This is a genomic window from Burkholderia cepacia ATCC 25416 (assembly GCF_001411495.1).
Taxonomy (GTDB): Bacteria; Pseudomonadota; Gammaproteobacteria; order Burkholderiales; family Burkholderiaceae; genus Burkholderia; species Burkholderia cepacia.
In genome coordinates, this window is record NZ_CP012981.1 from 3,580,642 (window position 1) to 3,604,758 (window position 24,117).

Annotated in this window: 23 protein-coding genes, 1 tRNA gene and 1 pseudogene; 8 read left to right on the plus strand and 17 right to left on the minus strand. The window is 65.2% G+C overall.

All coding sequences use genetic code 11. The features are described 5' to 3' along the window. Positions 1-144: 144 nt before the first annotated feature. The 11 genes and pseudogenes from APZ15_RS16565 to APZ15_RS16615 form a co-directional block, all read right to left on the minus strand. Complete coding sequence (locus APZ15_RS16565) at positions 145-1,398, minus strand: NADH-quinone oxidoreductase subunit D (protein ID WP_006478265.1); 1,254 nt, start codon at positions 1,396-1,398, stop codon at positions 145-147. Positions 1,399-1,407: 9 nt separating this feature from the next. Continuing rightward, positions 1,408-2,010, minus strand: a complete 603-nt coding sequence (locus APZ15_RS16570; protein ID WP_006478264.1) for an NADH-quinone oxidoreductase subunit C — start codon at positions 2,008-2,010, stop codon at positions 1,408-1,410. 21 nt (positions 2,011-2,031) lie between these two features. Continuing rightward, positions 2,032-2,511, minus strand: coding sequence for a NuoB/complex I 20 kDa subunit family protein (locus APZ15_RS16575; RefSeq protein ID WP_006398799.1), 480 nt, complete (start codon positions 2,509-2,511; stop codon positions 2,032-2,034). Positions 2,512-2,573: 62 nt separating this feature from the next. Beyond that, positions 2,574-2,933, minus strand: a complete 360-nt coding sequence (locus tag APZ15_RS16580; protein ID WP_006398798.1) for an NADH-quinone oxidoreductase subunit A — start codon at positions 2,931-2,933, stop codon at positions 2,574-2,576. A 153-nt stretch (positions 2,934-3,086) separates the two neighbouring features. Next, positions 3,087-3,171: transfer RNA gene (locus APZ15_RS16585), tRNA-Leu, on the minus strand. 112 nt (positions 3,172-3,283) lie between these two features. Next, a complete protein-coding gene (secG, locus tag APZ15_RS16590) occupies positions 3,284-3,664 on the minus strand; it encodes a preprotein translocase subunit SecG (protein WP_027786867.1) in 381 nt (126 codons plus the stop codon). A 72-nt stretch (positions 3,665-3,736) separates the two neighbouring features. Beyond that, positions 3,737-4,492 carry a triose-phosphate isomerase gene (tpiA, locus tag APZ15_RS16595; RefSeq protein WP_021162811.1) on the minus strand — a complete coding sequence of 252 codons (756 nt, stop codon included), beginning with the start codon at positions 4,490-4,492 and terminating at the stop codon, positions 3,737-3,739. 154 nt (positions 4,493-4,646) lie between these two features. After that, positions 4,647-5,654 (minus strand): annotated as a pseudogene (locus APZ15_RS16600) (NAD(P)H-quinone oxidoreductase); the annotation flags it as partial. 152 nt (positions 5,655-5,806) lie between these two features. Continuing rightward, the gene (gene pnp / locus APZ15_RS16605; RefSeq protein WP_027786866.1) at positions 5,807-7,954 is read right to left on the minus strand and encodes a polyribonucleotide nucleotidyltransferase; all 2,148 of its coding nucleotides are present in this window, start codon (positions 7,952-7,954) and stop codon (positions 5,807-5,809) included. Positions 7,955-8,244: 290 nt separating this feature from the next. Next, on the minus strand, positions 8,245-8,514 hold the full coding sequence (rpsO, locus tag APZ15_RS16610) for a 30S ribosomal protein S15 (protein WP_006398792.1): 270 nt from the start codon (positions 8,512-8,514) through the stop codon (positions 8,245-8,247). Between the two features lie 118 nt (positions 8,515-8,632). Then, positions 8,633-9,892, minus strand: a complete 1,260-nt coding sequence (locus APZ15_RS16615; protein ID WP_027786865.1) for a branched-chain amino acid ABC transporter substrate-binding protein — start codon at positions 9,890-9,892, stop codon at positions 8,633-8,635. 169 nt (positions 9,893-10,061) lie between these two features. Here APZ15_RS16615 and APZ15_RS16620 point away from each other — a divergent pair, with 169 nt between their 5' ends. The 3 genes from APZ15_RS16620 (at position 10,062) to APZ15_RS16630 (ending at position 13,181) form a co-directional block, all read left to right on the plus strand. Further along, positions 10,062-10,574 (plus strand): hypothetical protein, encoded by a 513-nt coding sequence (locus APZ15_RS16620; RefSeq protein WP_027786864.1) that lies wholly within the window; start codon positions 10,062-10,064, stop codon positions 10,572-10,574. 382 nt (positions 10,575-10,956) lie between these two features. Next, the gene (locus APZ15_RS16625; RefSeq protein ID WP_027786863.1) at positions 10,957-11,598 is read left to right on the plus strand and encodes a carbonic anhydrase; all 642 of its coding nucleotides are present in this window, start codon (positions 10,957-10,959) and stop codon (positions 11,596-11,598) included. A 32-nt stretch (positions 11,599-11,630) separates the two neighbouring features. Continuing rightward, positions 11,631-13,181 (plus strand): SulP family inorganic anion transporter, encoded by a 1,551-nt coding sequence (locus APZ15_RS16630; protein ID WP_027786862.1) that lies wholly within the window; start codon positions 11,631-11,633, stop codon positions 13,179-13,181. A 71-nt stretch (positions 13,182-13,252) separates the two neighbouring features. Here the strand turns inward: APZ15_RS16630 and APZ15_RS16635 are convergent, their stop codons facing one another. From APZ15_RS16635 to APZ15_RS16660, 6 genes are all read right to left on the minus strand, one after another. Beyond that, positions 13,253-14,797 (minus strand): 2-isopropylmalate synthase, encoded by a 1,545-nt coding sequence (locus tag APZ15_RS16635; RefSeq protein WP_027786861.1) that lies wholly within the window; start codon positions 14,795-14,797, stop codon positions 13,253-13,255. A gap of 316 nt (positions 14,798-15,113) precedes the next feature. After that, complete coding sequence (pssA, locus tag APZ15_RS16640) at positions 15,114-15,986, minus strand: CDP-diacylglycerol--serine O-phosphatidyltransferase (RefSeq protein WP_021162801.1); 873 nt, start codon at positions 15,984-15,986, stop codon at positions 15,114-15,116. 15 nt (positions 15,987-16,001) lie between these two features. Continuing rightward, the gene (locus APZ15_RS16645) at positions 16,002-16,646 is read right to left on the minus strand and encodes a phosphatidylserine decarboxylase (protein WP_011352710.1); all 645 of its coding nucleotides are present in this window, start codon (positions 16,644-16,646) and stop codon (positions 16,002-16,004) included. A gap of 127 nt (positions 16,647-16,773) precedes the next feature. Then, entirely contained in the window at positions 16,774-17,790 is a 1,017-nt protein-coding gene (gene ilvC, locus APZ15_RS16650) for a ketol-acid reductoisomerase (RefSeq protein WP_021162800.1), read from the minus strand. Positions 17,791-17,894: 104 nt separating this feature from the next. Continuing rightward, positions 17,895-18,386: an acetolactate synthase small subunit gene (gene ilvN / locus APZ15_RS16655; protein ID WP_011352712.1), complete on the minus strand. Its 492-nt coding sequence runs from the start codon at positions 18,384-18,386 to the stop codon at positions 17,895-17,897. A gap of 111 nt (positions 18,387-18,497) precedes the next feature. Beyond that, complete coding sequence (locus tag APZ15_RS16660; protein WP_027786860.1) at positions 18,498-20,261, minus strand: acetolactate synthase 3 catalytic subunit; 1,764 nt, start codon at positions 20,259-20,261, stop codon at positions 18,498-18,500. A gap of 355 nt (positions 20,262-20,616) precedes the next feature. On the opposite strand from APZ15_RS16660, the gene APZ15_RS16665 reads away from it, so the two are divergent. The 5 genes from APZ15_RS16665 (at position 20,617) to APZ15_RS16685 (ending at position 24,090) form a co-directional block, all read left to right on the plus strand. Next, entirely contained in the window at positions 20,617-21,180 is a 564-nt protein-coding gene (locus APZ15_RS16665) for an RNA polymerase sigma factor (protein ID WP_027784998.1), read from the plus strand. Further along, positions 21,177-21,611 carry a DUF3619 family protein gene (locus APZ15_RS16670; protein ID WP_027786859.1) on the plus strand — a complete coding sequence of 145 codons (435 nt, stop codon included), beginning with the start codon at positions 21,177-21,179 and terminating at the stop codon, positions 21,609-21,611. The genes APZ15_RS16665 and APZ15_RS16670 overlap by 4 nt, the downstream gene beginning before the upstream one ends. A 26-nt stretch (positions 21,612-21,637) precedes the next feature. Beyond that, the gene (locus tag APZ15_RS16675; protein WP_027786858.1) at positions 21,638-22,396 is read left to right on the plus strand and encodes a DUF3106 domain-containing protein; all 759 of its coding nucleotides are present in this window, start codon (positions 21,638-21,640) and stop codon (positions 22,394-22,396) included. Positions 22,397-22,402: 6 nt separating this feature from the next. Beyond that, the gene (locus tag APZ15_RS16680) at positions 22,403-22,909 is read left to right on the plus strand and encodes an RDD family protein (protein ID WP_027786857.1); all 507 of its coding nucleotides are present in this window, start codon (positions 22,403-22,405) and stop codon (positions 22,907-22,909) included. Between the two features lie 242 nt (positions 22,910-23,151). After that, a complete protein-coding gene (locus APZ15_RS16685; protein WP_027786856.1) occupies positions 23,152-24,090 on the plus strand; it encodes a UDP-2,3-diacylglucosamine diphosphatase in 939 nt (312 codons plus the stop codon). Positions 24,091-24,117 lie beyond the last annotated feature (27 nt).

A 24,117-nucleotide genomic window follows, 5' to 3' on the forward strand; every position in this document is an offset into this window, starting at 1 on the left:
TGCCGCACACTGGGGTGCATGGACGGCAGACCTGGCGCTCACTCTGTTGACAGCTTGCGAAGCCGCGCCGGTTCAGCGCATGCAGCATGTGACTTCGCGTGTGACTTACCGCTCGCCGCCCGCGACAAACGGGCGGCGCAACCATTAGCGATCGATTTCGCCGAACACGATGTCCTGCGTACCGATGATCGTGACGGCGTCGGCGATCATGTGACCGCGCGCCATTTCGTCGAGCGACGCCAGGTGCGCGAAACCCGGTGCGCGAATCTTGAGGCGATACGGCTTGTTGGCACCGTCCGACACGAGGTAGATGCCGAACTCACCCTTCGGATGCTCGACCGCCGCGTACGCTTCGCCTTCCGGCACATGGAAACCTTCGGTGAAGAGCTTGAAGTGGTGAATCAAGTCTTCCATGTTGGTCTTCATGCCGACGCGCGACGGCGGTGCAACCTTGTGATTGTCGGTCATCACCGGGCCCGGATTCTTGCGGAGCCACTCAATACACTGTTTCGCGATACGGATCGACTGGCGCATTTCTTCGACGCGAACCAGGTAGCGGTCGTAGCAATCGCCATTCACGCCGACCGGCACGTCGAAATCCATGCGATCGTACACTTCGTACGGCTGCTTCTTGCGCAGGTCCCAGGCGATGCCCGAGCCGCGCAGCATCGGGCCCGTCAGGCCCATCTGCAGCGCACGTTCCGGGCTGACCACGCCGATCCCGACCAGACGCTGCTTCCAGATCCGGTTGTCGGTGAGCAGCGTTTCGTATTCGTCGACGCACTTCGGGAAGCGCGTGAAGAAGTCGTCGATGAAGTCGAGCACCGAGCCGCTGCGCGCTTCGTTCATCTTCGCGAGCGCCTTCTCGTTGCGAATCTTCGACGCCTTGTATTGCGGCATTGCGTCAGGCAGGTCGCGGTAGACGCCGCCCGGACGGTAGTACGCCGCGTGCATCCGGGCACCGGACACCGCTTCGTACACGTCCATCAGGTCTTCGCGTTCGCGGAATGCGTACAGGAACACCGCCATCGCGCCGACGTCGAGTGCGTGCGCGCCGATCCACATCAGGTGGTTCAGCACGCGCGTGATCTCGTCGAACAGCACGCGGATGTACTGGGCGCGCTCAGGCACTTCGATGCCGAGCAGCTTTTCGATCGCGAGCACGTAGCCGTGCTCGTTGACCATCATCGACACGTAGTCGAGACGGTCCATGTACGGCACGGACTGGATGAATGTTTTGGATTCCGCGAGCTTTTCCGTCGCGCGGTGCAGCAGGCCGATGTGCGGATCGGCACGCTGAATGACTTCGCCGTCGAGCTCGAGCACGAGGCGCAGCACGCCGTGCGCTGCCGGGTGCTGCGGGCCGAAGTTGAGCGTGTAGTTCTTGATTTCTGCCATGACGCCCCCTTAATGTTTCAGACCGCCATAGCGATCCTCGCGGATCACGCGCGGCGTGATTTCGCGCGGCTCGATCGTCACCGGCTGGTACACGACCCGCTTCTCTTCCGGGTCGTAACGCATTTCGACGTAGCCCGACACCGGGAAGTCCTTGCGGAACGGGTGGCCGATGAAGCCGTAGTCGGTGAGGATGCGGCGCAGGTCGGGGTGGCCTTCGAACACGATACCGTACAGGTCGAACGCTTCGCGCTCGTACCAGTTCGCGGAAGTCCAGATGTCGACCAGCGATGCCACGATCGGCAGGTCGTCGTCCGGCGCGAATGCGCGCAGGCGCAGACGCCAGTTGTTCGTGACCGACAGCAGGTGCGACACGGCCGCGAAACGCGGGCCGTCGTAGGCGCCGTCGCCGAAGGTCTGGTAGTCGACGCCGCACAGGTCGATCAGCTGCTCGAAACGGAGCTTCGGATCGTCGCGCAGCGTCTTTGCGACTTCGAGGTAATCGCTCGCCTTCACGACGAGCGTCAGTTCACCGATCGCTTCGGTGAGGCTCACCACGCGCGCGCCGAGCGCGGCTTCGAGGTTTGCCTTGAGGGTCTCGATTTTGCTTGCCATATTGAGGGGACGCTCGGGGCTTTATTGACGGGCGATGGTATTGGTGCGGCGGATCTTCGCCTGAAGCTGGATCACGCCGTAGACCAGCGCCTCGGCCGTGGGCGGACAGCCCGGCACATAGACGTCGACCGGTACGATCCGGTCGCAGCCGCGAACCACCGAGTACGAGTAGTGGTAGTAGCCACCGCCGTTCGCGCACGACCCCATCGAGATCACCCAGCGCGGCTCGGCCATCTGGTCGTACACGCGGCGCAGCGCGGGCGCCATCTTGTTGCAGAGCGTGCCGGCGACGATCATCACGTCCGACTGGCGCGGGCTCGGGCGGAACACGACGCCGAACCGGTCCAGGTCGTAACGGGCCGCGCCCGCATGCATCATTTCGACGGCGCAACACGCGAGCCCGAACGTCATCGGCCACAGCGAGCCGGTACGCGTCCAGTTGATCAGCTTGTCAGCCGTCGTGGTGACAAACCCTTCCTTCAAGACCCCTTCGATACTCATTTGCTTTCCACTCCAGACGAGCGACCGAGCGTGGCCGCCCATGCAAACCGGCGATTAACCCATCACTCCCAGTCGAGGCCGCCTTTCTTCCAGATATAGGCAAAGCCCAGCAGGAATTCGAGCAGAAAAATCATCATTGCGATGAAACCCGGCCAGCCGATGTCCCGGAGCGCGACGCCCCACGGAAACAGGAATGCGGTTTCGAGATCGAAGATGATGAACAGGATGGCGACGAGGTAGTACCGGACGTCGAATTTCATCCGGGCGTCTTCAAAGGCTTCGAAGCCGCACTCGTACGGTGCGTTCTTCTCGACGTCCGGCTTGTTGGGACCAAGAAGCTTGCCGATGCTGACCAGCGCTATACCTAAACCAGTGCCCACGAGGAGGAACAACAAGACGGGGTAATAGGCTGCGAGGTTCAAGGCAATCCTCTATCGGTTGGTTCTGAGCGTCCGGAGAATACCACTTCCGGCGGAAGGAATCATTTCGGAGTGCACGCGATCGCAAGACAACCGCAAGCACACCCCAGAAATGAAAAATGCCAGCCACTAGAAGCGGCTGGCATTGAGTAACTTTGGTGCCGACGGCGAGACTCGAACTCGCACAGCTTTCGCCACTACCCCCTCAAGATAGCGTGTCTACCAATTTCACCACGTCGGCACTGCATGCAACCGGGGTTGTAACTACTTGTTTCCCGCGAATCGCTTCAAGAATTAAATTCTAACCCGAGTCCCGGAATTGTTCAACGCACAATCGCAAAAATTTTAACTTTTTATTTCGGGACATCCTGGCCCGGCGCGCTCGCAGCCGAACCCGCAACGGCGGCGGATGCCGCGACTACCGGCGCCGATGCTGCAGGTGCCGATGCCGGTGCGGTCGCTGCCGTGCCGAGCACACCGGCCGACGGCGTCGACTTGTACGAACCGAGATACGTCAGCGCCAGCGTTGCGACGAAGAAGATCGTCGCGAGAATGCCCGTCGTACGCGACAGGAAGTTTGCCGACCCCGTGGCACCGAACAGGCTGCCCGACGCGCCGCTGCCAAACGCAGCACCCATGTCGGCACCCTTGCCGTGCTGCAGCAGCACGAGTCCAATCACACCGAGTGCAGACAGCACCTGCACCACAATAATCAGCGTCTTGAATAACAGCATCACACCCACCCGATTGGATCGGGCGACCGGAACGACCGGCCGCCCTCATGGTTCAATTCGATCCCGGACCGCTTATCGCGCGGCCCGGCAGATCGCCAGGAAATCTTCCGCCTTCAGCGACGCGCCGCCGATCAGGCCACCGTCGATGTCCGGCTGCGCGAACAGCTCTTCCGCGTTGTCCGGCTTCACGCTGCCGCCGTACAACACGGACACGTCCGCCGCACCCTTTGCCGCGAGACGCCCACGCAGGAACGCATGCACGTCCTGTGCCTGCGCCGACGTCGCGCTCTTGCCCGTGCCGATCGCCCAGACCGGCTCGTACGCGACGACGATGCGCGCAGCCTCGTCGGCCGTCAGCACGGCCAGTACTGCGTCGAGCTGCGCACCGACCACCTGCTCGGTCGCCCCCGACTCGCGCTCGTCGAGCGTCTCGCCGACACACACGACCGGCGTGAGCCCCGCCGCGAGCGCGCGCTGCGTCTTCGCCGCGACCGTCTCGTTGCGCTCGCCGTGATACGCGCGACGCTCCGAATGACCGACGATCGCATAGCGTGCGCCGAACTCCGCGACCATCGCGGCCGCCACTTCGCCGGTGAACGCGCCCTGCTCGTGCGCCGACACGTCCTGCGCACCCCAGGCGACACGGCCGCCGTCGAGCTGCGCCTGAACCTGCGCGAGATACGGGAACGGCACGCACACGCCGACCGATGTTTCGGCCGCCACCGCGCCCGCACCCTGCACCACTTCGTTCAGCAACGCCTGGTTGCCGGCCAGCCGGCCGTGCATCTTCCAGTTGCCGATCACACGCTTAGTTCTCTGTTTCGACATCGTGTCTGTCTCGTCACCGCTTGGTCATTAACGTGCCGGAAACCGGCCGTCAGGTTTGATCTGGCGAAGCAAACCCGCGATTTTACTGCGCACGGCTTGAACCGGTCAAACCGCGCATGTCAAGCCCGGCCACACGGGCCGTCAGGCGTTCGCCCCCCCAATCCAGGACGATCTTGCCGGTGTGCTCGCTGCTTTCCATCAGCGCATGCGCCTGCGCGGCATCCGCGGCCGGCAATACACGATAGATCACCGGCTTGATACGGCCATCGGCAATCAGCGGCCACACGCGCGCCTTCAGTTGCGCGGCGATCTGCGCCTTGAACTCGACCGGACGCGGGCGCAGCGTCGAACCCGTGATCGTCAGCCGGCGACGCAGGATCTCGCCGAGGTTGACGTCGGCCTTCGCGCCGCCGAGCAGCGCGATCAGCACGAGACGGCCGCCATCCGCGAGTGCGGACAGTTCGCGCGGCACGTACGAGCCCGCCACCATGTCGAGGATCACGTCGACGCCGCGATCGTGCGTCAGCGACTTCACGACCTCGACGAAGTCTTCCGTCTTGTAGTTGATCGCCCGTTCGGCGCCGAGCGCCTCGCACGCGCGGCACTTGTCGGCGGTACCGGCCGTCGCGAACACGCGAAAGCCGAGCGCATGCGCGATCTGGATCGCCGTCACGCCGATGCCGCTCGAGCCGCCCTGCACGAGCAGCGTCTCCTGCTCGCCGCCCTCGCCCGCGCCGAGCTGCGCACGGTCGAACACGTTGCTCCATACGGTGAAGAACGTTTCGGGCAGCGACGCGGCCTCAATATCCGTAAGCCCGTCGGGTACCGGCAGGCATTGCAGCAGCGGCGCGACCGCATACTCGGCATAACCGCCGCCCGCGAGCAGCGCACACACACGATCGCCCAGCTTCAGGCCGAACGGGTTCAGCGCCGCGTCGGACAAATCGCCGCCGACGATCTCACCCGCGACCTCGAGGCCCGGCAGATCCGATGCGCCCGGCGGCGGCGCATACGCGCCCTTGCGCTGAAACACGTCGGGCCGGTTCACGCCGGAAGCCGCCACCTTGATCAGCACTTCGCCGCGCTTCGGTTCGGGGCGCGGGCGCTCCGCGAGCTTCAGCACGTCGGGGGCGCCGAATTCGGTGATTTCGATGGCTTTCATGGTGATGGTCGCTCCGGGATCAGGATCGGAATCGGATGGTGCGCCCGCACGCGGCACGGACGCGTTGCCGGCGCTGCTGCGCCGCACAACGATGCTACAGAAAAAACGGCCGGCACGCTTTCGCACTGCCGGCCGTTCGTCTGCCTGCCCGCTTACTGCTGCGGCGGCGTATCCGACTGCGCCGCTGCCGCTGCTTCATTCAGCAGCGCCTTCGCCGACAGGCGCACGCGCCCCTTTTCGTCCGTCTGGATGACCTTGACCTTCACTTGCTGGCCTTCCTTCAGGTAGTCGTTGATGTCCTTCACACGCTCGTTGACGATTTCCGAGATGTGCAGCAGGCCATCCTTGCCCGGCAGCAGGTTCACGATCGCGCCGAAATCGAGCAGCTTCAGAACCGTGCCTTCGTACACCTGGCCGACTTCGATCTCGGCCGTGATTTGCTCGATGCGCTTCTTCGCTTCGGCCATGCCGTCGCTGTTCGTGCTCGCGATCGTCACGACGCCGTCGTCCGAGATGTCGATGGTCGTGCCCGTTTCTTCCGTCAGCGCGCGGATCACCGAACCGCCCTTGCCGATCACGTCGCGGATCTTTTCCGGGTTGATCTTGATCGTGATCATGCGCGGCGCGAATTCCGACAGTTGCGTGTTCGCACCCGAAACCGCCGACGTCATCTTGCCGAGGATGTGCATGCGGCCTTCCTTCGCCTGCGCGAGCGCGACCTGCATGATTTCCTTCGTGATGCCCTGGATCTTGATGTCCATCTGCAGCGCGGTCACGCCCTGCTCGGTGCCCGCGACCTTGAAGTCCATGTCGCCGAGGTGATCTTCGTCGCCGAGGATGTCGGTCAGCACCGCGAACTTGTTGCCTTCGAGGATCAGGCCCATCGCGATACCCGCGACGTGCGCCTTCATCGGCACGCCGGCGTCCATCAGCGCGAGGCAGCCGCCGCACACCGATGCCATCGACGACGAACCGTTCGATTCGGTGATTTCCGACACGACGCGGATCGAGTAGCCGAATTCGTCGGCGCTCGGCAGGCACTTGACCAGCGCGCGCTTCGCGAGGCGGCCGTGGCCGATTTCGCGACGCTTCGGCGAGCCGACGCGGCCCGTTTCGCCGGTCGCGAACGGGGGCATGTTGTAGTGGAGCATGAAGCGCTCGCGGTATTCGCCTTCGAGCGCGTCGATGATCTGCTCGTCACCCTTCGTGCCGAGCGTCGCGACGACCAGCGCCTGCGTTTCGCCGCGCGTGAACAGCGCCGAGCCGTGGGTACGCGGCAGCACGCCGGTACGGATCTCGATCGGGCGCACGGTGCGCGTGTCGCGGCCGTCGATACGCGGCTCGCCGTTCAGGATCTGCGAACGGACGATCTTCGCTTCGATGTCGAACAGCACGTTGCCGACGGTGGCCTTGTCGGCCGCTGCCGTACCGGCTGCCAGTGCGTCTTCCTCGAGCTTCGCCGAGGTCGCTGCGTAAACTTCCTTCAGCTTCGCCGAACGCGCTTGCTTGTCGCGCAGCTGGTAAGCGGCGAGCAGGTCGTTCTGTGCCAGCTCGGTCACGCGTGCGATCAGCGCCTCGTTCTTCGGGGCCGGCTGCCAGTCCCACTCGGGCTTGCCTCCTTCGCGCACCAGTTCGTGGATCGCGTCGATCGCGACTTGCATCTGCTCGTGGCCGAACACCACGGCGCCCAGCATCACGTCTTCCGACAGCTGGTCGGCTTCCGATTCGACCATCAGCACCGCACGCTCCGTACCCGCGACGACGAGGTCGAGGCTCGATGCCTTGATCTGGTCACGCGTCGGGTTCAGCACGTAGGCGTTGTCGATGTAGGCAACGCGCGCAGCACCGACCGGGCCGTTGAACGGCAGGCCCGACACGGCGAGCGCAGCCGATGCGCCGATCAGCGCGGGGATGTCCGCCGGGATTTCCGGGTTCACGGACAGCACGTGGATCACGACCTGGACTTCGTTGTAGAAGCCTTCCGGGAACAGCGGGCGCAGCGGACGGTCGATCAGGCGCGACGTCAGCGTCTCGTGCTCCGACGGACGGCCTTCGCGACGGAAGAAGCCACCCGGGATCTTGCCGGCCGAGTAGGTCTTCTCGAGGTAGTCGACGGTCAGCGGGAAGAAGTCCTGGCCCGGCTTCGCCGACTTCGCGCCGACGACGGTTGCCAGCACGACGGTGTCTTCGACGTCGACGATCACGGCACCGCTTGCCTGGCGAGCGACTTCACCGGTTTCGAGGCGCACCTTGTGCTGGCCCCACTGGAATTCCTTCACGACCTTGTTGAACATGGACATGGTTGCTCCTTTGAATTCATGCATTTCATTCGCCGCGCCGGCCATCCCGCGCGGCGGCGTCCCGACCGAATCACCCGGAGCAAGGTGTGTTTTTTATGCCATTCCAGCGCGGCACTCGTGCAGCGACGCGCTGGAATGACACAAATCCTGCCCCGGTATCAGTCGTTGCGGCGGCCCCGCACGGTCGTGCCGGACAGCCTGCGATGCGTGTGACGCTACGCAACGCGCAAAAACAAAATGCCTGTATCAGCGGACTGACACAGGCATCTTGCTGGCGGCAATCGCCTCGATTACTTACGCAGACCCAGCTTCTCGATCAGTGCGCGGTAACGGTCGGCATCCTTGCCCTTGAGGTAGTCGAGCAGCTTGCGGCGGCGGCTCACCATGCGCAGCAGGCCGCGGCGGCTGTGGTGATCCTTCGCGTGGGTCTTGAAGTGACCCGTCAGTTCGACGATACGTGCGGTCAGCAGTGCGACCTGGACTTCGGGCGACCCCGTGTCGTTCGTACCGCGGGCGAACTGAGCAACGACTTCCGACTTCTTGATATCTGCAACAGACATGAGATTTCCTTGGTTTCTACTTTCTAACTGAACAGGCGGACACGGAAGAATGGCCGTGCCGTGACTTACAACCGGCGGGCATTGTAGCACAACTCCACGCCGTTCTTACCGCCCCCTGTCACGGGCGTGTCATCGAGCAGGCGGACGGCATCTCGGTACGCTGCGCCGGCACCGCGAGCACCGTCCGGAAGCCATAGCCCGCCCCCTCGTTGTCGAAGCGCACGCCCGGCGTGCCGGCCTTGTCCATCTCCATCACGTAAAGGGGCTGGATCAACTGATGATCCTGCGCGCGCATCCGCGACGCGTGGAAGCCGTCGTCGAACGACAGCCCCTCGAGCGCACGCGCGACCGCGACAGGGTCGGCCGAACCCGCACGGTTCATCGCGGCGGCCAGCATCTCGATCATCAGGCTCATCCGCCGCACCGGATAGTCGTCCTGGGCGGCCGGAAAACGGTTCCGGAACGCCCGGTAGAACGCATCCGATTTCGCACCGCCTGCGTTCGGGTGCCAGTCCGCCACGGCGACGACCCGCCCGACACCGGCGTCGCCGAGGGCTGCCGGCGCGCCGAGGCTGTTGCCGTAGAACGTGTAGAACTTCGCATTCAGCCCCTGCTCCCGCGCCGCCTTCACGAGCAGCGTGAGGTCGTTGCCCCAGTTGCCGGTCACGACGGCGTCGGCGCCGCTCGCGCGAATCTTCGCGATATACGGCGAGAAATCCTTGATCCGGCCGATCGGGTGGAACTCGTCGCCGGCGATCGTCACGTCCGGGCGCCGCGCGGCCAGCGCCTGCCGTGCGAGCGTGCTGACGTCGTGGCCGAAACTGTAGTCCTGGTTCAGCAGGTAGACCTTGCGCAGCGCGCGGTCGCGTGCCATCACGTCCGCGAGTGCGGCCATCCGCATGCCGGCGTGCGCATCGAAGCGGAAATGCCAGAAACTGCAGCGCGCGCCGGTCAGCGCCGGATCGTCGGCCGAATAGTTGAGGAACAGCATCCGGTTGTCCGGATCGCGCGCGTTCAGCTTGTCGAGCGCCGCGACGAGCGCGGCCGCGACGGCCGAGCTGTTGCCCTGCGTGACGAAACCGATGTGGCGATCCGCGGCCGCACGCAGCTGCACGAGCGCCTCCTCGGGGCTGCCCTTGCTGTCGAGCACGACGAGTTCGAGCGGGTGCGCGCCGTCGCGCAGCTTCACGCCGCCCGCCGCGTTCACCTGCTCGACGCCGAAGCGCAGGTTGCGCTCGACCGCCGCGCCCGCGTTCGCGAACGGGCCCGACATCCCTTCGATCAGCGCGATCCGCACCGGCTCGCCGCCGGCAAATGCGGACGACACCAGCATCCACCCCGCGCTCAACGCGAGCGCGCACCGCTTCCACCCCTGCATCGGCCACCTGCCCTTCAATCAGCCCGAGAAGCGCGGATCATAGGCCGGCGCCCCCGCCGCCCGCAAGCGTGACCGTGCCGGCGATCCTCACCGATTTTTTCCAAGCGATGCGCGATCGCTCGCCGTCCGTGATAAAACGGGACTTGTTTCCGTGTTCTGGAGAATCCCCATGCGCATTCGCATTTCCGCGCGCCTGCCGGTGCTGCTCGCCAGCGCCGCCGCGCTGCTGACCGGTTGCGCGCAACCGTGGCAGCAATACCAGGCCGGCCAGGACGAGTCGGCGATCGTCGCACGCATGGGCCCGCCGCGCGAGATCTACGACCTGCCCGGCGGCGGCAAGCGCCTGATGTGGCCAACCCAGCCGATGGGCGAGATCACCGTCGCGGCCGACGTCGATGCGGCCCACAAGATCGTCAACGTGCGCCAGGTCCTGCAGCCGAGCGAGTTCTATCGTGCGGAGATCGGCAAGTGGACGAAGACCGACGTCCTCGTCAACTTCGGACGCCCCGTCGAGACGTCCTACTTCCCGCTGATGAAGCGCGAGGTATGGACGTACCGGTATCTCGAGGACAACGTCTGGTACATGATGTACAGCTTCTACTTCGACCCGCAGGGCATCCTGCGCATCACGCAGAAAACACCCGACCCGTTGCACGACCCCGACCGCCGCAACCTGTTCTGACCGATTACGCATTTACGCGCAATTATCTCGATGGCCATTCACGAATCATTGCGTGAATGGCCATTTCCTTTTTTCCGCCGGCTTATTAATTCGGCAAATGCGACGGAAATCTTTTCCGATCGATGACATGCCGATGGCAATTCGCTGACATCCCCGTCATACGGGCCTTTGCCTGAAAACAGGCACACGCAGTGCATATCATGCGGTGAGTTGGTGCATGCAATGCACTACGCCAAACCAATTTGAAACAATTTGTTTCAACACCCCCGAAGCGCTAGGGCATACCCCTAATATCAGTCGAAACTCAACCTTTCAATTTAGAAAGAATGCCATTTCGTCATTTTTGCCGATATTCGATTGCCTTTATCTCAAAGGAGTCCTCATGAATCGCCCCAAGAGCATGCTGGTTGCCAACATCGCCTGGGCCCGCGAAACGCGTGAACACACGCCCGGTTTCTTCGACGCACTCGCGCGCGGCCAGAACCCGCGCGTGCTGTGGATCGGCTGCGCCGACAGCCGCGTGCCGGCCGAAACCATCACGCACTGCGCGCCCGGCGAGCTGTTCGTCCATCGCAACATCGCGAACCTGTTCCATCCCGACGACGACAATTCCGCCAGCGTGCTCGAGTACGCGGTGCGCGTGCTGCAGGTCGACCACGTGATCGTGTGCGGGCACTACGGGTGCGGCGGCGTACGCGCATCGCTGCTGCCGCCGCCGTCCGACCTGCCGCACGTCGCACGCCGCATCGCGCCGCTGTGCGCGCTCGCGCGACGGCATCGTGACACGCTGGACGGGCTCGACGACACGGCCGCCGCCGACCGCCTCGCCGAACTCAACGTGCTCGAGCAGGTGCGGCTGCTGCGCGCGTCCCCGATCGTGCGGGGCCGCGAACGGCCACCGCTCGTGCACGGCTGGATCTTTTCGCTCGCGGACGGCCGCCTGAAGGAACTCGATTCCGGCTACACCACCCCGCCCGCCGACGTCGAACCCGTGCAGGCCGTCGCGGCCTGCGCGCTCGGCTGACCTGCCCCAAAGCCAATGAAATCATCCCGACCATGAAACTGAACCAGCGCCTGTCCACCCTGCCGCGCGACATCGTCGCCGGCGTCGTCGTGTTCCTCGTCGCGCTGCCGCTGTGTCTCGGCATCGCCAATGCATCCGGTGTCGAACCGTTTGCCGGGCTCGTATCCGGCATCGTCGGCGGCATCGTCGTCGCGCTGCTGAGCGGCTCGTCGCTGTCCGTCAGCGGGCCGGCCGCCGGCCTCGTCGTGATCGTCGTCGAAGGCATCGCACAACTCGGCAGCTTCTCCGCATTCCTGCTCGCGGTGCTGCTGTCCGGCGTCCTGCAGTTCGGGTTCGGCATGCTGCGCGCCGGCCGCTTCGCCGCCTACGTACCGTCACCCGTCATCAAGGGCATGCTCGCCGCGATCGGCCTGCTGCTGATCGTGAAACAGATTCCGTTCGCGTTCGGTATCGGCGGCTCGGCTGCGCAATCGTTTGCGAACTGGCCCGGCCTGCCGGTCGCGTGGGCCGCCACGGCCATCGCGCTTGCGTCGCTCGCGCTGCTGATCGCGTGGGACACGTCCGCGCTGCGCCGCTTCGCGCTGGTGCGCTCGGTGCCGGCTCCGCTTGCGGTCGTCGTGCTGGGTATCGGCGCCACGCTCGTGCTGAGCATCGTCGCACCGTCGGTCGCGCCGGGCGCCGCCCATCGCGTGACGCTGCCCGAACTCGGCTCGTTCGCGGCCTTTGCGGCGTCGCTCAAGCATGCGGAGCTCGGCCCGAACTTCGCTCAGCTCGTCAATCCGGACGTGTGGCGCGTCGCGATCACGCTCGCGGTCGTCGCGAGCCTCGAGACGCTGCTGAGCCTCGAAGCCGTCGAGCAGATCGACCCGAAGCGCCGGCCGACCCAGCCCGATCGCGAACTCAAGGCCCAGGGCGTCGGCAATCTCGTCGCGGGCGCGGTCGGCGGGCTGCCGATCACGTCGGTGATCGTGCGCAGTTCGGTGAACGTCAACGCGGGCGCGCAAAGCCGGATGTCGGCCATCGTGCACGGGATGCTGCTGCTCGCGAGCGTGTTCGCGCTCACCGGCCTGATCAACCTGATCCCGCTCGCGAGCCTAGCCGCGATCCTGATCCATACCGGCTTCAAGCTGGCGAAACCGGCGCTGTTCCGCTCGGTGATGAAACAGGGGCCGGCCGCCTTCGTGCCGTTCGCCGCGACGATCGCCGGCGTGCTCGCGGTCGACCTGCTGTTCGGCATCGCGCTCGGCCTCGCGTGCAGCGTGCTGGCCGTCGCCGTCGCGAACCTGAAGAGCCCCGTGACGCTCGCGCAGCACGACGACCACTTCCTGCTGTCGTTCCGCAAGGACGTGTCGTTTCTCGGCAAGGTGCAGGTCAAGCATCACCTGCGGCACATCCCCGACCGGGCCGCGGTGATCATCGACGCGACACGCGCCGATTACATCGATCACGACGTGCTCGAACTGCTCGACGCGTTCGTCGCCGATGCGCCGCGACGTGGCATCGCCGTCGAGTTCCGGCGCCGCAGCCCGGTACCGCGCACGGCCGCGCGCCGCTGGCTGTTCCGTGCGCCGGCCGCCGAATGAGCGGCGCATGAAAAACGCCCCGGCGGCGCAGGGCCGCACGGGGCGTTTCGGTGATGCGCGACGCGCGGCGCTTACGAGCGCTGCGGATTGACCTTGTCGTCCTTCGAATGCAGCTTGTTCAGCGCGGAGATGTACGCCTTCGCGGATGCGGCGACGATGTCTGGATCGGTGCCGACGCCGTTGACGATCCGCCCGCTCTTCGACAGCCGGACAGTCACTTCACCCTGCGCCTGCGTACCGGTCGTAATCGCGTTCACCGAATACAACAGCAGCTCGGAACCACTGCCGACTTCGCTCTCGATCGCATTGAACGTCGCGTCGACCGGGCCGTTGCCGCGCGCCTCGCCGGTCACTTCCTTGCCGTCGACCCCGAACACGACCTTCGCGTGCGGCTGCTCGCCCGTTTCCGAGTGCTGCGACAGCGACACGAACTTGAAGTGTTCCTGCTCGTGTGCGAGCGCCGATTCCTCGGACACGATCGCGATGATGTCCTCGTCGAAGATCTCGGCCTTGCGATCGGCCAGATCCTTGAAGCGCATGAACGCCGCGTTCAGTTCGCTTTCGCTGTCGAGCGACACGCCGAGCTCCTGCAGGCGCTGCTTGAACGCGTTACGGCCCGACAGCTTGCCGAGCACGATCTTGTTCGCAGTCCAGCCCACGTCTTCCGCGCGCATGATCTCGTAGGTGTCGCGCGCCTTCAGCACGCCATCCTGGTGGATGCCCGATGCGTGCGCGAACGCATTCGCGCCGACCACCGCCTTGTTCGGCTGCACGACGAAGCCGGTGATCTGCGACACGAGCTTCGACGTCGGCACGATCTGAGTCGTGTCGATGCCGACGTCGAGGCCGAAGTAGTCCTTGCGGGTCTTCACGGCCATCACGATTTCCTCGAGCGACGTGTTGCCCGCGCGCTCGCCGAGACCGTTGATCGTGCACTCGATCTGGCGCGCGCCGCCGATTTTCACGCCGGCGAGCGAGTTCGCCACCGCCATCCCGAGGTCGTTGTGGCAATGCACGGAGAAGATCGCCTTGTCCGAGTTCGGAATGCGTTCGCGCAGCGTCTTCACGAGGTTGCCGTAGAGCTCGGGCACGCCGTAGCCGACCGTGTCGGCGATGTTGATGGTCGTCGCCCCTTCGGCGATCACGGCTTCCAGCACGCGGCACAGGAAGTCGAGGTCCGAACGGCTGCCGTCTTCCGGCGAGAATTCGACGTTATCGGTGAACTTGCGTGCGAAACGCACCGCGAGACGCGCCTGCTCGAACACCTGGTCCGGCGTCATGCGCAGTTTCTTCTCCATGTGCAGCGGCGACGTCGCGATGAACGTGTGGATCCGCGAGCTGTTGGCCGGCTTCAGCGCGTCGGCCGCACGCTGGATGTCCTTGTCGTTGGCCCGCGCCAGCGAGCAGATCGTGCTGTCCTTCACGAGACCGGCGATCGTGTGGATCGCGTCGAAATCGCCGTTCGAGCTGGCCGCGAAGCCGGCCTCGATCACGTCGACCTTCATCCGCTCGAGATGCTTCGCGATGCGGATTTTCTCTTCCTTCGTCATCGACGCGCCGGGCGATTGCTCGCCGTCACGCAACGTCGTATCGAAAATGATCAGCTTGTCTGTCATGGGGGGGCTCCAGGGCTCTTTATACGGAAGTCAAACGTAACGAGATCGCGCCACCGTTGGCGACGCTCAACAACAGACGAAGCTTGACGGAGGGCGGGAACGGTCAGCGCGGCAGGCGCGCCGAAGCTAGCGCGCGTAGCGGCGCACCGGCTAGAAGGAGGGAGAGGCGGGAAAATGCAGTCATGCCGAAGACTATAGCGGCATTCCGTTGGGTGCGCAATCGGACGGCACCCGGGGTTTCCGGCAGCCCGGGCCGAACAGGGGACAAATGAAAACGGCGGCCCCGAGGCCGCCGTTTCCGGGCAAAGAACGCGCGTCAGTGATCGCGCTGCGACGAGCGCGCGGGGTTTGCCCGCCCGCGCACGGCCATGTAGGCCCAGAACACGTAGCCGGACAGCCCGTATAGCACGAACAGGCAGAACAGCATCAGCGGCGGGTCGGACGACACGAGCACGAACGCGACGACGACCAGCAGGATCGCCGCGAACGGCACGCGGTGCCGCACGTCGAGCGCCTTGCCGCTGTAGAACGGCGCGTTCGACACCATCGTCACGCCCGCATAGATCGTCAGCACGAATGCGACCCACGGCAGCCAGCCGAGCTTCATCGGCACGCGGTTGTCGGTGGCGAGCCACACGAAGCCTGCGATCAGCGCGGCGGCGGCCGGGCTCGGCAGCCCCTGGAAGAAACGCTTGTCGACGACGCCGATGTTCGTGTTGAAGCGAGCGAGGCGCAGCGCGGCGCCCGAGCAGTAGACGAACGCGGCAAGCCAGCCCCAGCGGCCGAGATCCTTCAGCACCCACTCGTACATCACGAGCGCGGGCGCGACACCGAACGACACCATGTCCGACAGGCTGTCGAACTGCTCGCCGAACGCGCTCTGCGTATGCGTCATGCGCGCGACGCGCCCGTCCATCCCGTCGAGCACCATCGCCACGAAAATCGCGATTGCGGCGATCTCGAAGCGCACGTTCATCGCCTGCACGACCGCGAAGAAGCCGCAGAACAGCGCGGCGGTCGTGAACGCGTTCGGCAGCAGGTAGATGCCGCGCGTCTTCAGGAACCGCTGGCGCGCGGCGCGGCGGCTCTCGATCGGCACCGGATCGGCGGCCATCCCCTTGTTGCGGCGGAACGGGCGTGGCGTCTGGCCGGCGCCGTTGCGCGGCCGACGCGGTTTGAATGCGGCCATCGTGCGCCCCGCCGCTTACTGTTCGAGCTCGGCGAGGATCGTCGACGACGCGTAGACCTTCTCGCCGATCGACACCTTCGCGCGGCTGCCGAGCGGCAGGTACACGTCGACGCGCGAACCGAAGCGGATGAAACCGTAGCGCTGGCCGCGCGACAGCGGCTCGCCGGCGCGCACGTAGCAGAGAATCCGGCGTGCGACGAGGCCGGCGATCTGCACGGCGGTCACGGTCTTGCCGCTCGCCGTCTGGATCACGACCGCGTTACGCTCGTTCTCGGTGGACGCCTTGTCGATCGCCGCGTTCAGGAACGCACCCGGGAAGTACTCGACCTTGGAGATCGCGCCATCGACCGGCGAACGCTGCGAATGGACGTTGAAGACATTCATGAACACGCTGATCTTCAGCGCTTCGCGGTTCGCGTACGGGTCCTGCGCGGTCTCGACCGCGACGATGCGGCCGTCCGCCGGGCACAGCACCGCGTTCGGCTGCGCCGGGATCGGGCGCTGCGGATCACGGAAGAACTGGACGACGAAGACGAGCAGCAGCCAGAACGGCCACGCGAAGCCGAAGCCCCCGACGGCGTGGATCAACAGCGCGATGACGGCAGCAATCGCGATGAACGGCCAGCCTTCGCGCGCGATGATCGGATGAGGATAGTTCATGGATTCGTTCTGTGTTCGGTGAATTGCAAAGCCCGTAGCATAACAAAAGCCGCCCGGGGCACTGCTGCCTTCGGGCGGCTTTTTGGTACCGGCCCTCTATTCGAGGGGCCGGAACAGCACGCGGTGCTTAGTTCTTCGTCTGGTCGACGAGCTTGTTCTTCGCGATCCACGGCATCATCGCGCGCAGCTTCGCACCGACCTGCTCGATCTGGTGCTCGGCCGTCAGGCGACGGCGCGACTGCAGCGTCGGTGCGCCTGCCTTGTTCTCGAGGATGAAGCTCTTCGCGTACTCGCCCGTCTGGATGTCGGTCAGGCACTGCTTCATCGCCTTCTTCGTCTCTTCCGTCACGATGCGCGGGCCCGTCACGTACTCGCCGTACTCGGCGTTGTTCGAGATCGAGTAGTTCATGTTCGCGATGCCGCCTTCGTAGATCAGGTCGACGATCAGCTTCAGTTCGTGCAGGCACTCGAAGTACGCCATTTCCGGCGCGTAACCTGCCTCGACCAGCGTTTCGAAACCAGCCTTGATCAGCTCGACGGTACCGCCGCACAGCACGGCCTGCTCGCCGAACAGGTCGGTTTCGGTTTCTTCACGGAAGTTCGTCTCGATGATGCCGGCGCGGCCGCCGCCGTTCGCCGCGGCGTACGACAGCGCGATGTCGCGTGCCGCGCCCGACTTGTTCTGCGCAACCGCGATCAGGTGCGGCACGCCGCCACCTTGCGAGTACGTGCCGCGCACGGTGTGGCCCGGTGCCTTCGGCGCGATCATGATCACGTCGAGGTCGGCGCGCGGGATCACCGCGCCGTAGTGGACGTTGAAGCCGTGCGCGAATGCCAGCGCCGAGCCCTGCTTGATGTTCTCGTGCACTTCCTTCGCGTACACGTCGGCGATCTGCTCGTCCGGCAGCAGCATCATCACGACGTCGGCGCCCTTCACCGCTTCCGCGACTTCCTTGACCGACAGGCCGGCGTTCTCGGCCTTGCTCCACGACGCGCCGCCCTTGCGCAGGCCGACCGTCACGTTGACACCGCTGTCCTTCAGGTTCAGCGCGTGTGCATGGCCTTGCGAGCCGTAGCCGATGATCGTGACTTGCTTGCCCTTGATGAGGGAGAGGTCAGCGTCTTTGTCGTAGAAAACGTTCATGATGGTTCCTTCGCTAATTCAAAAATTCAACAATTCGTTCGGATGGAGTACTGCGGGCCGGGACATGACGGCGCACCCGGCGTGCCACTTTGGCAATGTCGGCATCACACCTTCAGGATGCGCTCGCCGCGTCCGATGCCGGAGCTGCCGGTGCGCACGGTCTCGAGGATCGCGCCCGCGTCCAGCCCCTGGATGAATGCGTCGAGCTTGTCGCTCGCGCCCGTCAATTCGATCGTGTAGGTCTTTTCGGTCACGTCGATGATACGGCCGCGGAAAATGTCCGCCATCCGCTTCATTTCTTCGCGCTCCTTGCCCACTGCACGTACCTTGATCAGCATCAGCTCGCGTTCGATGTGTGCACCGTCGGTCAGGTCCACCACTTTCACCACCTCGATCAGGCGGTTCAGATGCTTCGTGATCTGTTCGATCACGTCGTCGGAGCCAATGGAAACGATGGTGAGCCGCGACAGCGATTGGTCTTCGGTCGGCGCCACCGTCAAGGTTTCGATGTTGTAGCCGCGTGCGGAAAACAGACCGACCACGCGCGACAGCGCGCCCGGTTCGTTCTCCAGCAGGACGGAAATGATGTGTCTCATGTTCGCTTCTTCCAGAATGTGTCCGTGTCGATTCACTCGCGCCGCGCGCCGCCGCGTGCCGCACCGCCCTTCGTGAAGGCGGCCGCTTCGGTCCAGGCGCGCGTCGCGCCGTTACAGGTCTTCCGATCCGAGCAGCATCTCGGTGATGCCCTTGCCGGCCTGTACCATCGGCCAGACGTTTTCGGTCGGATCGGTCTGGAAGTCGAGAAACACGGTGCGGTCCTTCAGGCGCAGCGCTTCCTTCAGCGCCGGCTCCACATCCGAGGTCTTTTCGATCCGCATGCCGACATGGCCGTACGCTTCGGCGAGCTTCACGAAGTCAGGCAGCGCATCCATGTACGAATGCGAATAGCGCTTGCTGTATTCGATCTGCTGCCACTGGCGAACCATGCCGAGATAGCGGTTGTTCAGCGAAATGATCTTCACGGGCGTGTCGTACTGCAGGCAGGTCGACAACTCCTGAATGCACATCTGGATCGAGCCTTCGCCCGTGATGCACAGCACGTCGTCGTCCGGGTGCGCCATCTTGACGCCCATCGCTGCCGGCAGGCCGAAGCCCATCGTGCCGAGGCCGCCGGAGTTGATCCAGCGACGCGGCTTGTTGAAACGGTAGAACTGCGCCGCCCACATCTGGTGCTGGCCGACGTCCGAGCACACGAACGCATTGCCGTCCGTCAGCTCCCACGCCTTCTCGACCACGTACTGCGGCTTGATGATCTCGCTTTCGCGGTCGTACTTCAGGCAGTCCTTCGCGCGCCAGCCCTCGATGTCCTTCCACCATTGCGCGAGGGCTTCGGTGTCGGGGCCATGCTCGGCCGTCTGCAACTGCTCGATCAGCTCCTTCAGCACCTCCTTCACGTCGCCGACGATCGGGATGTCGACCTTCACGCGCTTCGAGATCGACGACGGGTCGATGTCGATGTGGATGATCTTGCGCGGACGCGACGCGAAGTGCGCCGGATCGCCGATCACGCGGTCGTCGAAGCGGGCACCGATCGCGATCAGCACGTCGCAGTGCTGCATCGCCATGTTCGCTTCGTAGGTGCCGTGCATGCCGAGCATGCCGAGGAATTTCTTGTCCGACGCGCGATAGCCGCCGAGGCCCATCAGCGTGTTCGTGACCGGGTAGCCGAGCAGGTCCGCGAACTGGTTCAGTTCGCGCGACGCGTCGGCGAGGATGATGCCGCCGCCCGTGTAGATGTACGGACGCTTCGCCGTCAGCAGCAGCGACACGGCCTTGCGGATCTGGCCCGAATGGCCCTTCGTGACGGGGTTGTACGAACGCAGCGACACGCTCTTGACCGGCTCGTACTGGCACGGCGTCTTCGAGATGTCCTTCGGGATGTCGATCAGCACGGGGCCCGGACGGCCGGTGCGGGCAATGTAGAACGCCTTCTTGACGGTTTCCGCGAGGTCGCGCACGTCCTTCACGAGGAAGTTGTGCTTCACGCACGGACGCGTGATGCCGACGGTGTCGCACTCCTGGAAAGCGTCCTGACCGATCGCTGCCGTGGGCACCTGGCCGCTGATCACGACCATCGGGATCGAATCCATGTACGCCGTTGCGATGCCGGTCACCGCGTTGGTGACACCGGGGCCCGACGTCACGAGGCAGACGCCGACATTGCCGGTGGAACGCGCATACGCATCGGCTGCGTGCACGGCCGCCTGTTCGTGGCGCACCAGCACGTGCTGAATCTTGTCCTGCTTGTAAAGCTCGTCGTAGATGTAGAGTACCGAGCCGCCGGGGTAGCCCCAGATGAATTCGACGTTTTCATCGGCCAGTGCCTTCATGAGCACGGTGCCGCCGATGGAGTCGCTATCGGGAGGGGAAAGGGGTTCCGACGTGGAGAATTCCGCGCTGGGCATGTTCATTTTGACCTTTCGAATTTTCGGCAAAAAATTGATCGGGTGCTCTCTGCCGGGCTTGTGGCTCGGGTTCAAGCGGCGCGTCCAGTTTGAAGGGCAGGCTTCTTGGGCCAGCCTCAAATGAGACCATCACTTCATGTTGCGAATCGCTGACGATAGCGGGTCGCGAATGGGTCGTCAAGCAAAATATCCCGCAGCGCATCATGGGCCCCGCCCGGCACCCCGCCGCCGCGGCTCGCGCGCAACGTGCGACGCCCGCCCCGGTGCCAAGCGGCACGAAAATTTGATAGCATCCGCGGGTTTTACGAAATTTTTCGACCTTTTTCACCACGCAGCGGCCCGCAGCGCATACCTTCACGGAATGGCATCAGACAAGGAACTCGCCGACTTTCTGGCGGGCGTCGAAAGGCGCGCGTTCAAGCAGGCCGCGTACGCCGTGCGTGACGACGATGCGTCGCTCGACATCGTGCAGGACGCGATGATCAAGCTTGCGGAGAAGTACGGCGACCGGCCGGCGGCCGAGCTGCCGCTGCTTTTTCAGCGGATCCTGCAGAACGCGATCCACGACTGGTTCCGCCGGCAGAAGGTCCGCAACACGTGGGTCACGCTGTTCTCGTCGCTGAACAACACCGACGACGACGACTTCGACCCGCTCGAAACCCTCGAATCCGCGGACGACAACGCGGGCGTCGAAAGCAGCGAGCACCGCCTCGAACGAGAGCAGGTTCTGGCCCTGATCGACGAAGAAATCCAGAAACTTCCGACGCGTCAACGGGAAGCGTTCCTGATGCGTTATTGGGAAGATATGGATGTCGCCGAGACTGCCGCCGCAATGGGGTGCTCCGAGGGCAGCGTCAAGACGCACTGCTCGCGAGCCACCCACACCCTGGCGCAAGCGCTCAAGGCCAAAGGAATCACGCTATGAGCTCCGCTCCCGCAAATCGAGAACACGAATTCGCGCTGAAGGTGCGCCGCGCGCTGGACGAGCGCGCGGCCGACCTGCCTGCCGCGACCACCGACCGTCTGGCCGCCGCCCGCCGGGCTGCGCTCGCGCGCAAGAAGCCCGAAGCCGCGACCGTGCCGGTGTTCGTGCCGGCCTTCGCCGGCGCGGCCGGTGCGTACGGCACGGCGCCCGCGGGCCGCCCGCAGGCCGGCCGCCCGTCGTTCGCGCGCCGCCTGCTGCGCGCGTGGCCGCTGGCGCTGCTGCTCGCGGGGCTCGTCGGCATCGCCTACTGGGAAGACATGCAGCGCACCGCCGAACTCGCCGACATCGACGCGGCGATGCTCAGCGACGACCTGCCGCTCAACGCGTATCTCGATCACGGGTTCAACGCGTATCTGTCGCGTGCGCACTAACAGACAATAACGAGGGGATCGCACGGGTGAGTCAGAAGCGCGGCCTGGCCGTATTTTTCGGATGCGTAATCGCGATCGCCGTTTCCTACGTCGCCACGTACCCACGATTCCACCCGGCCCCCGCGACGCCCACCGCCGCGGCCAACAGCCCTGCCGCGCCCGCATCGGCCGCGACCGGGCTGACCACCGAACTCCCCCCGCTGCCCCTGCCGCTGCCGGCCGCGTCCGGCCCGCTGTCCTGGGCGCGCCTCACGCCGGCGCAACACGCGGCACTCGCGCCGTTCGCCGACCAGTGGGATGGCTTCAGCGACGCACGCAAGCGCAAATGGCTGAAGATCGCGTCGCGTTTCGCGAAGTTGACGCCCGATGATCAAAAGCGCCTGCAGGACCGGATGACCGAATGGGCGCGGATGACGCCCGAGCAGCGCCGCGTCGCGCGCGAGAACTACCAGAGTGCGAAGGAGCTGTCCGCGCAGGCGCGCGAGCGGGCCTGGAAGGCGTACCAGCAACTCCCCGAGGAGCAGAAGGAACGTCTCGCGGCCGCCGAGCGCCGCCGCCGGCCGAGCGTCGTCAGCGCGCCGCCGACCGTCGCCGACCGTGACGTCCGTCGCCTCGTCAATTCGCACGATCACGCCGCAAGCGGCGCAGCCACCGCGCCGGCACCCGTCTCGGCCGCCGCCGCGCAGCCGGTGCCCGCGTCGTCGACGGCCGGCACCGCGTCCGCGCCGGCCGCCGTGGCGCCCGTGTCGCCCGCGGACGCCCCCTCGCTGTTCAAGGGCTCCTGAGCGGCCGTGGCGAACGCCCGCGCCCCCGAAACCCCGGCCGCCGCGCCGTCCGTGCGGCGGCGTCTCGCCGCGCTGCTCTACGAAGGCGTGCTGCTGTTCGGTGTGGTGTTCTTCGCCGGACTCGCGTTCAGCCTCGCGACGCAGCAACGCAACGGCCTCGTCCATCACAACCTGCTCGCCGCCTGGATCGCGCTCGTGGTCGGCGCGTACTTCGTCTGGTTCTGGACCCACGGCGGCCAGACGCTGCCGATGAAGACATGGCGGCTGCGGCTCGAATCGTCGAACGGCCGACCGCTGAGCGCGGGCCACGCGCTCGTCCGCTATGCGCTCGGCTGGCTGTGGTTCCTGCCGCCGCTCGCGCTGCATCCGCTCCTCGGCCTGTCGGTACCCGTCACGCTCGCGCTCACCGCCGCGTGGATCGTCGTGTGGGCCGGCGCGGCCCGGCTGCATACCGGCCGCCAGTTTCCGCACGACCGGATCGCACGCACGCGCGTCGTCGCCATCCCGCGTTGACGCGTTGAAGCGCTGACGCACCGCATTCACCAGACGAAAGCACGTCGCCGAGGCGCCCACCCGCCCGGCCCGGCAGCCTTGCCGGACAAGCGCCGGACGTTCCGTACGGCAGGTCACACAACGTCCCGACATTCACTGCTAAACACCTTGCAGCGGTCGTAATAAGAACGTCTCGTGACTGTCACGGCACAGTCACGCCCGCATGGCGGAATGCCGGTAATGTCAACCGGCGCGAGTCATGCATGGGCCAGAAAACGTCTGCGACCTCCCTGTTCCGTCACCCTCTCGGCGCCCGCGCCGCCACCGCCTTCCTGTCCGGTTCCGCCGCAACCGACGGGCGGGTGTCGCAAGAACCGCCTGCCGGTCACGCCACGCGGCATGACGACCCCGACTCGTCCGCGCATCGCTACCGCACCATCTGGCTGTCCGACATCCACCTCGGTTCGAGCGGCTGCCAGGCGCCGTACCTGCTCGACTTCCTGCGCCACAACGATTCGGAGTACCTGTACCTCGTCGGCGACATCATCGACGGCTGGCAACTGAAAAAGGGCTGGTACTGGCCGCAGGCGCACAACGACGTCGTGCAGAAGATCCTGCGCAAGGCGCGCAAGGGGACGCAGGTCGTCTACATCCCGGGCAATCACGACGAAGGCGCGCGGCAGTTCTGCGACCTCGCGTTCGGCGACATCCAGGTGCGCGGCGAGGCGTTCCACACGACGCTCGCAGGCAAACGTTTGTGGATCGTGCACGGCGACCTGTTCGACGGCGTGATCCAGCACGCGAAATGGCTCGCGTACCTCGGCGACACGCTCTACACGCTGATCCTCGTGCTGAACCGCTGGTTCAACCGGATCCGCAGCCGGCTCGGCTTCCAGTACTGGTCGCTGTCGCAGTACCTGAAGCACCAGGTCAAGAACGCCGTCAACTTCATCTCGCAGTTCGAGACCGTGATGACCGACGAGGCGCGCCGCCGCGGCTGCGACGGCGTCGTGTGCGGGCACATCCACAAGGCGGAGATCCGCGACATCGACGGCGTGCTGTACTGCAACGACGGCGACTGGGTCGAGAGCCTGTCCGCACTCGTCGAAACGATGGAAGGCGAACTGAAGATCGTCTACTGGACGGTGATGCGCACCGCACCGTCGGAAACCACGTCGCGCAAGGCCAAGGCCACTGCCTGACACAACCCCGCACCTACAGGACATTGC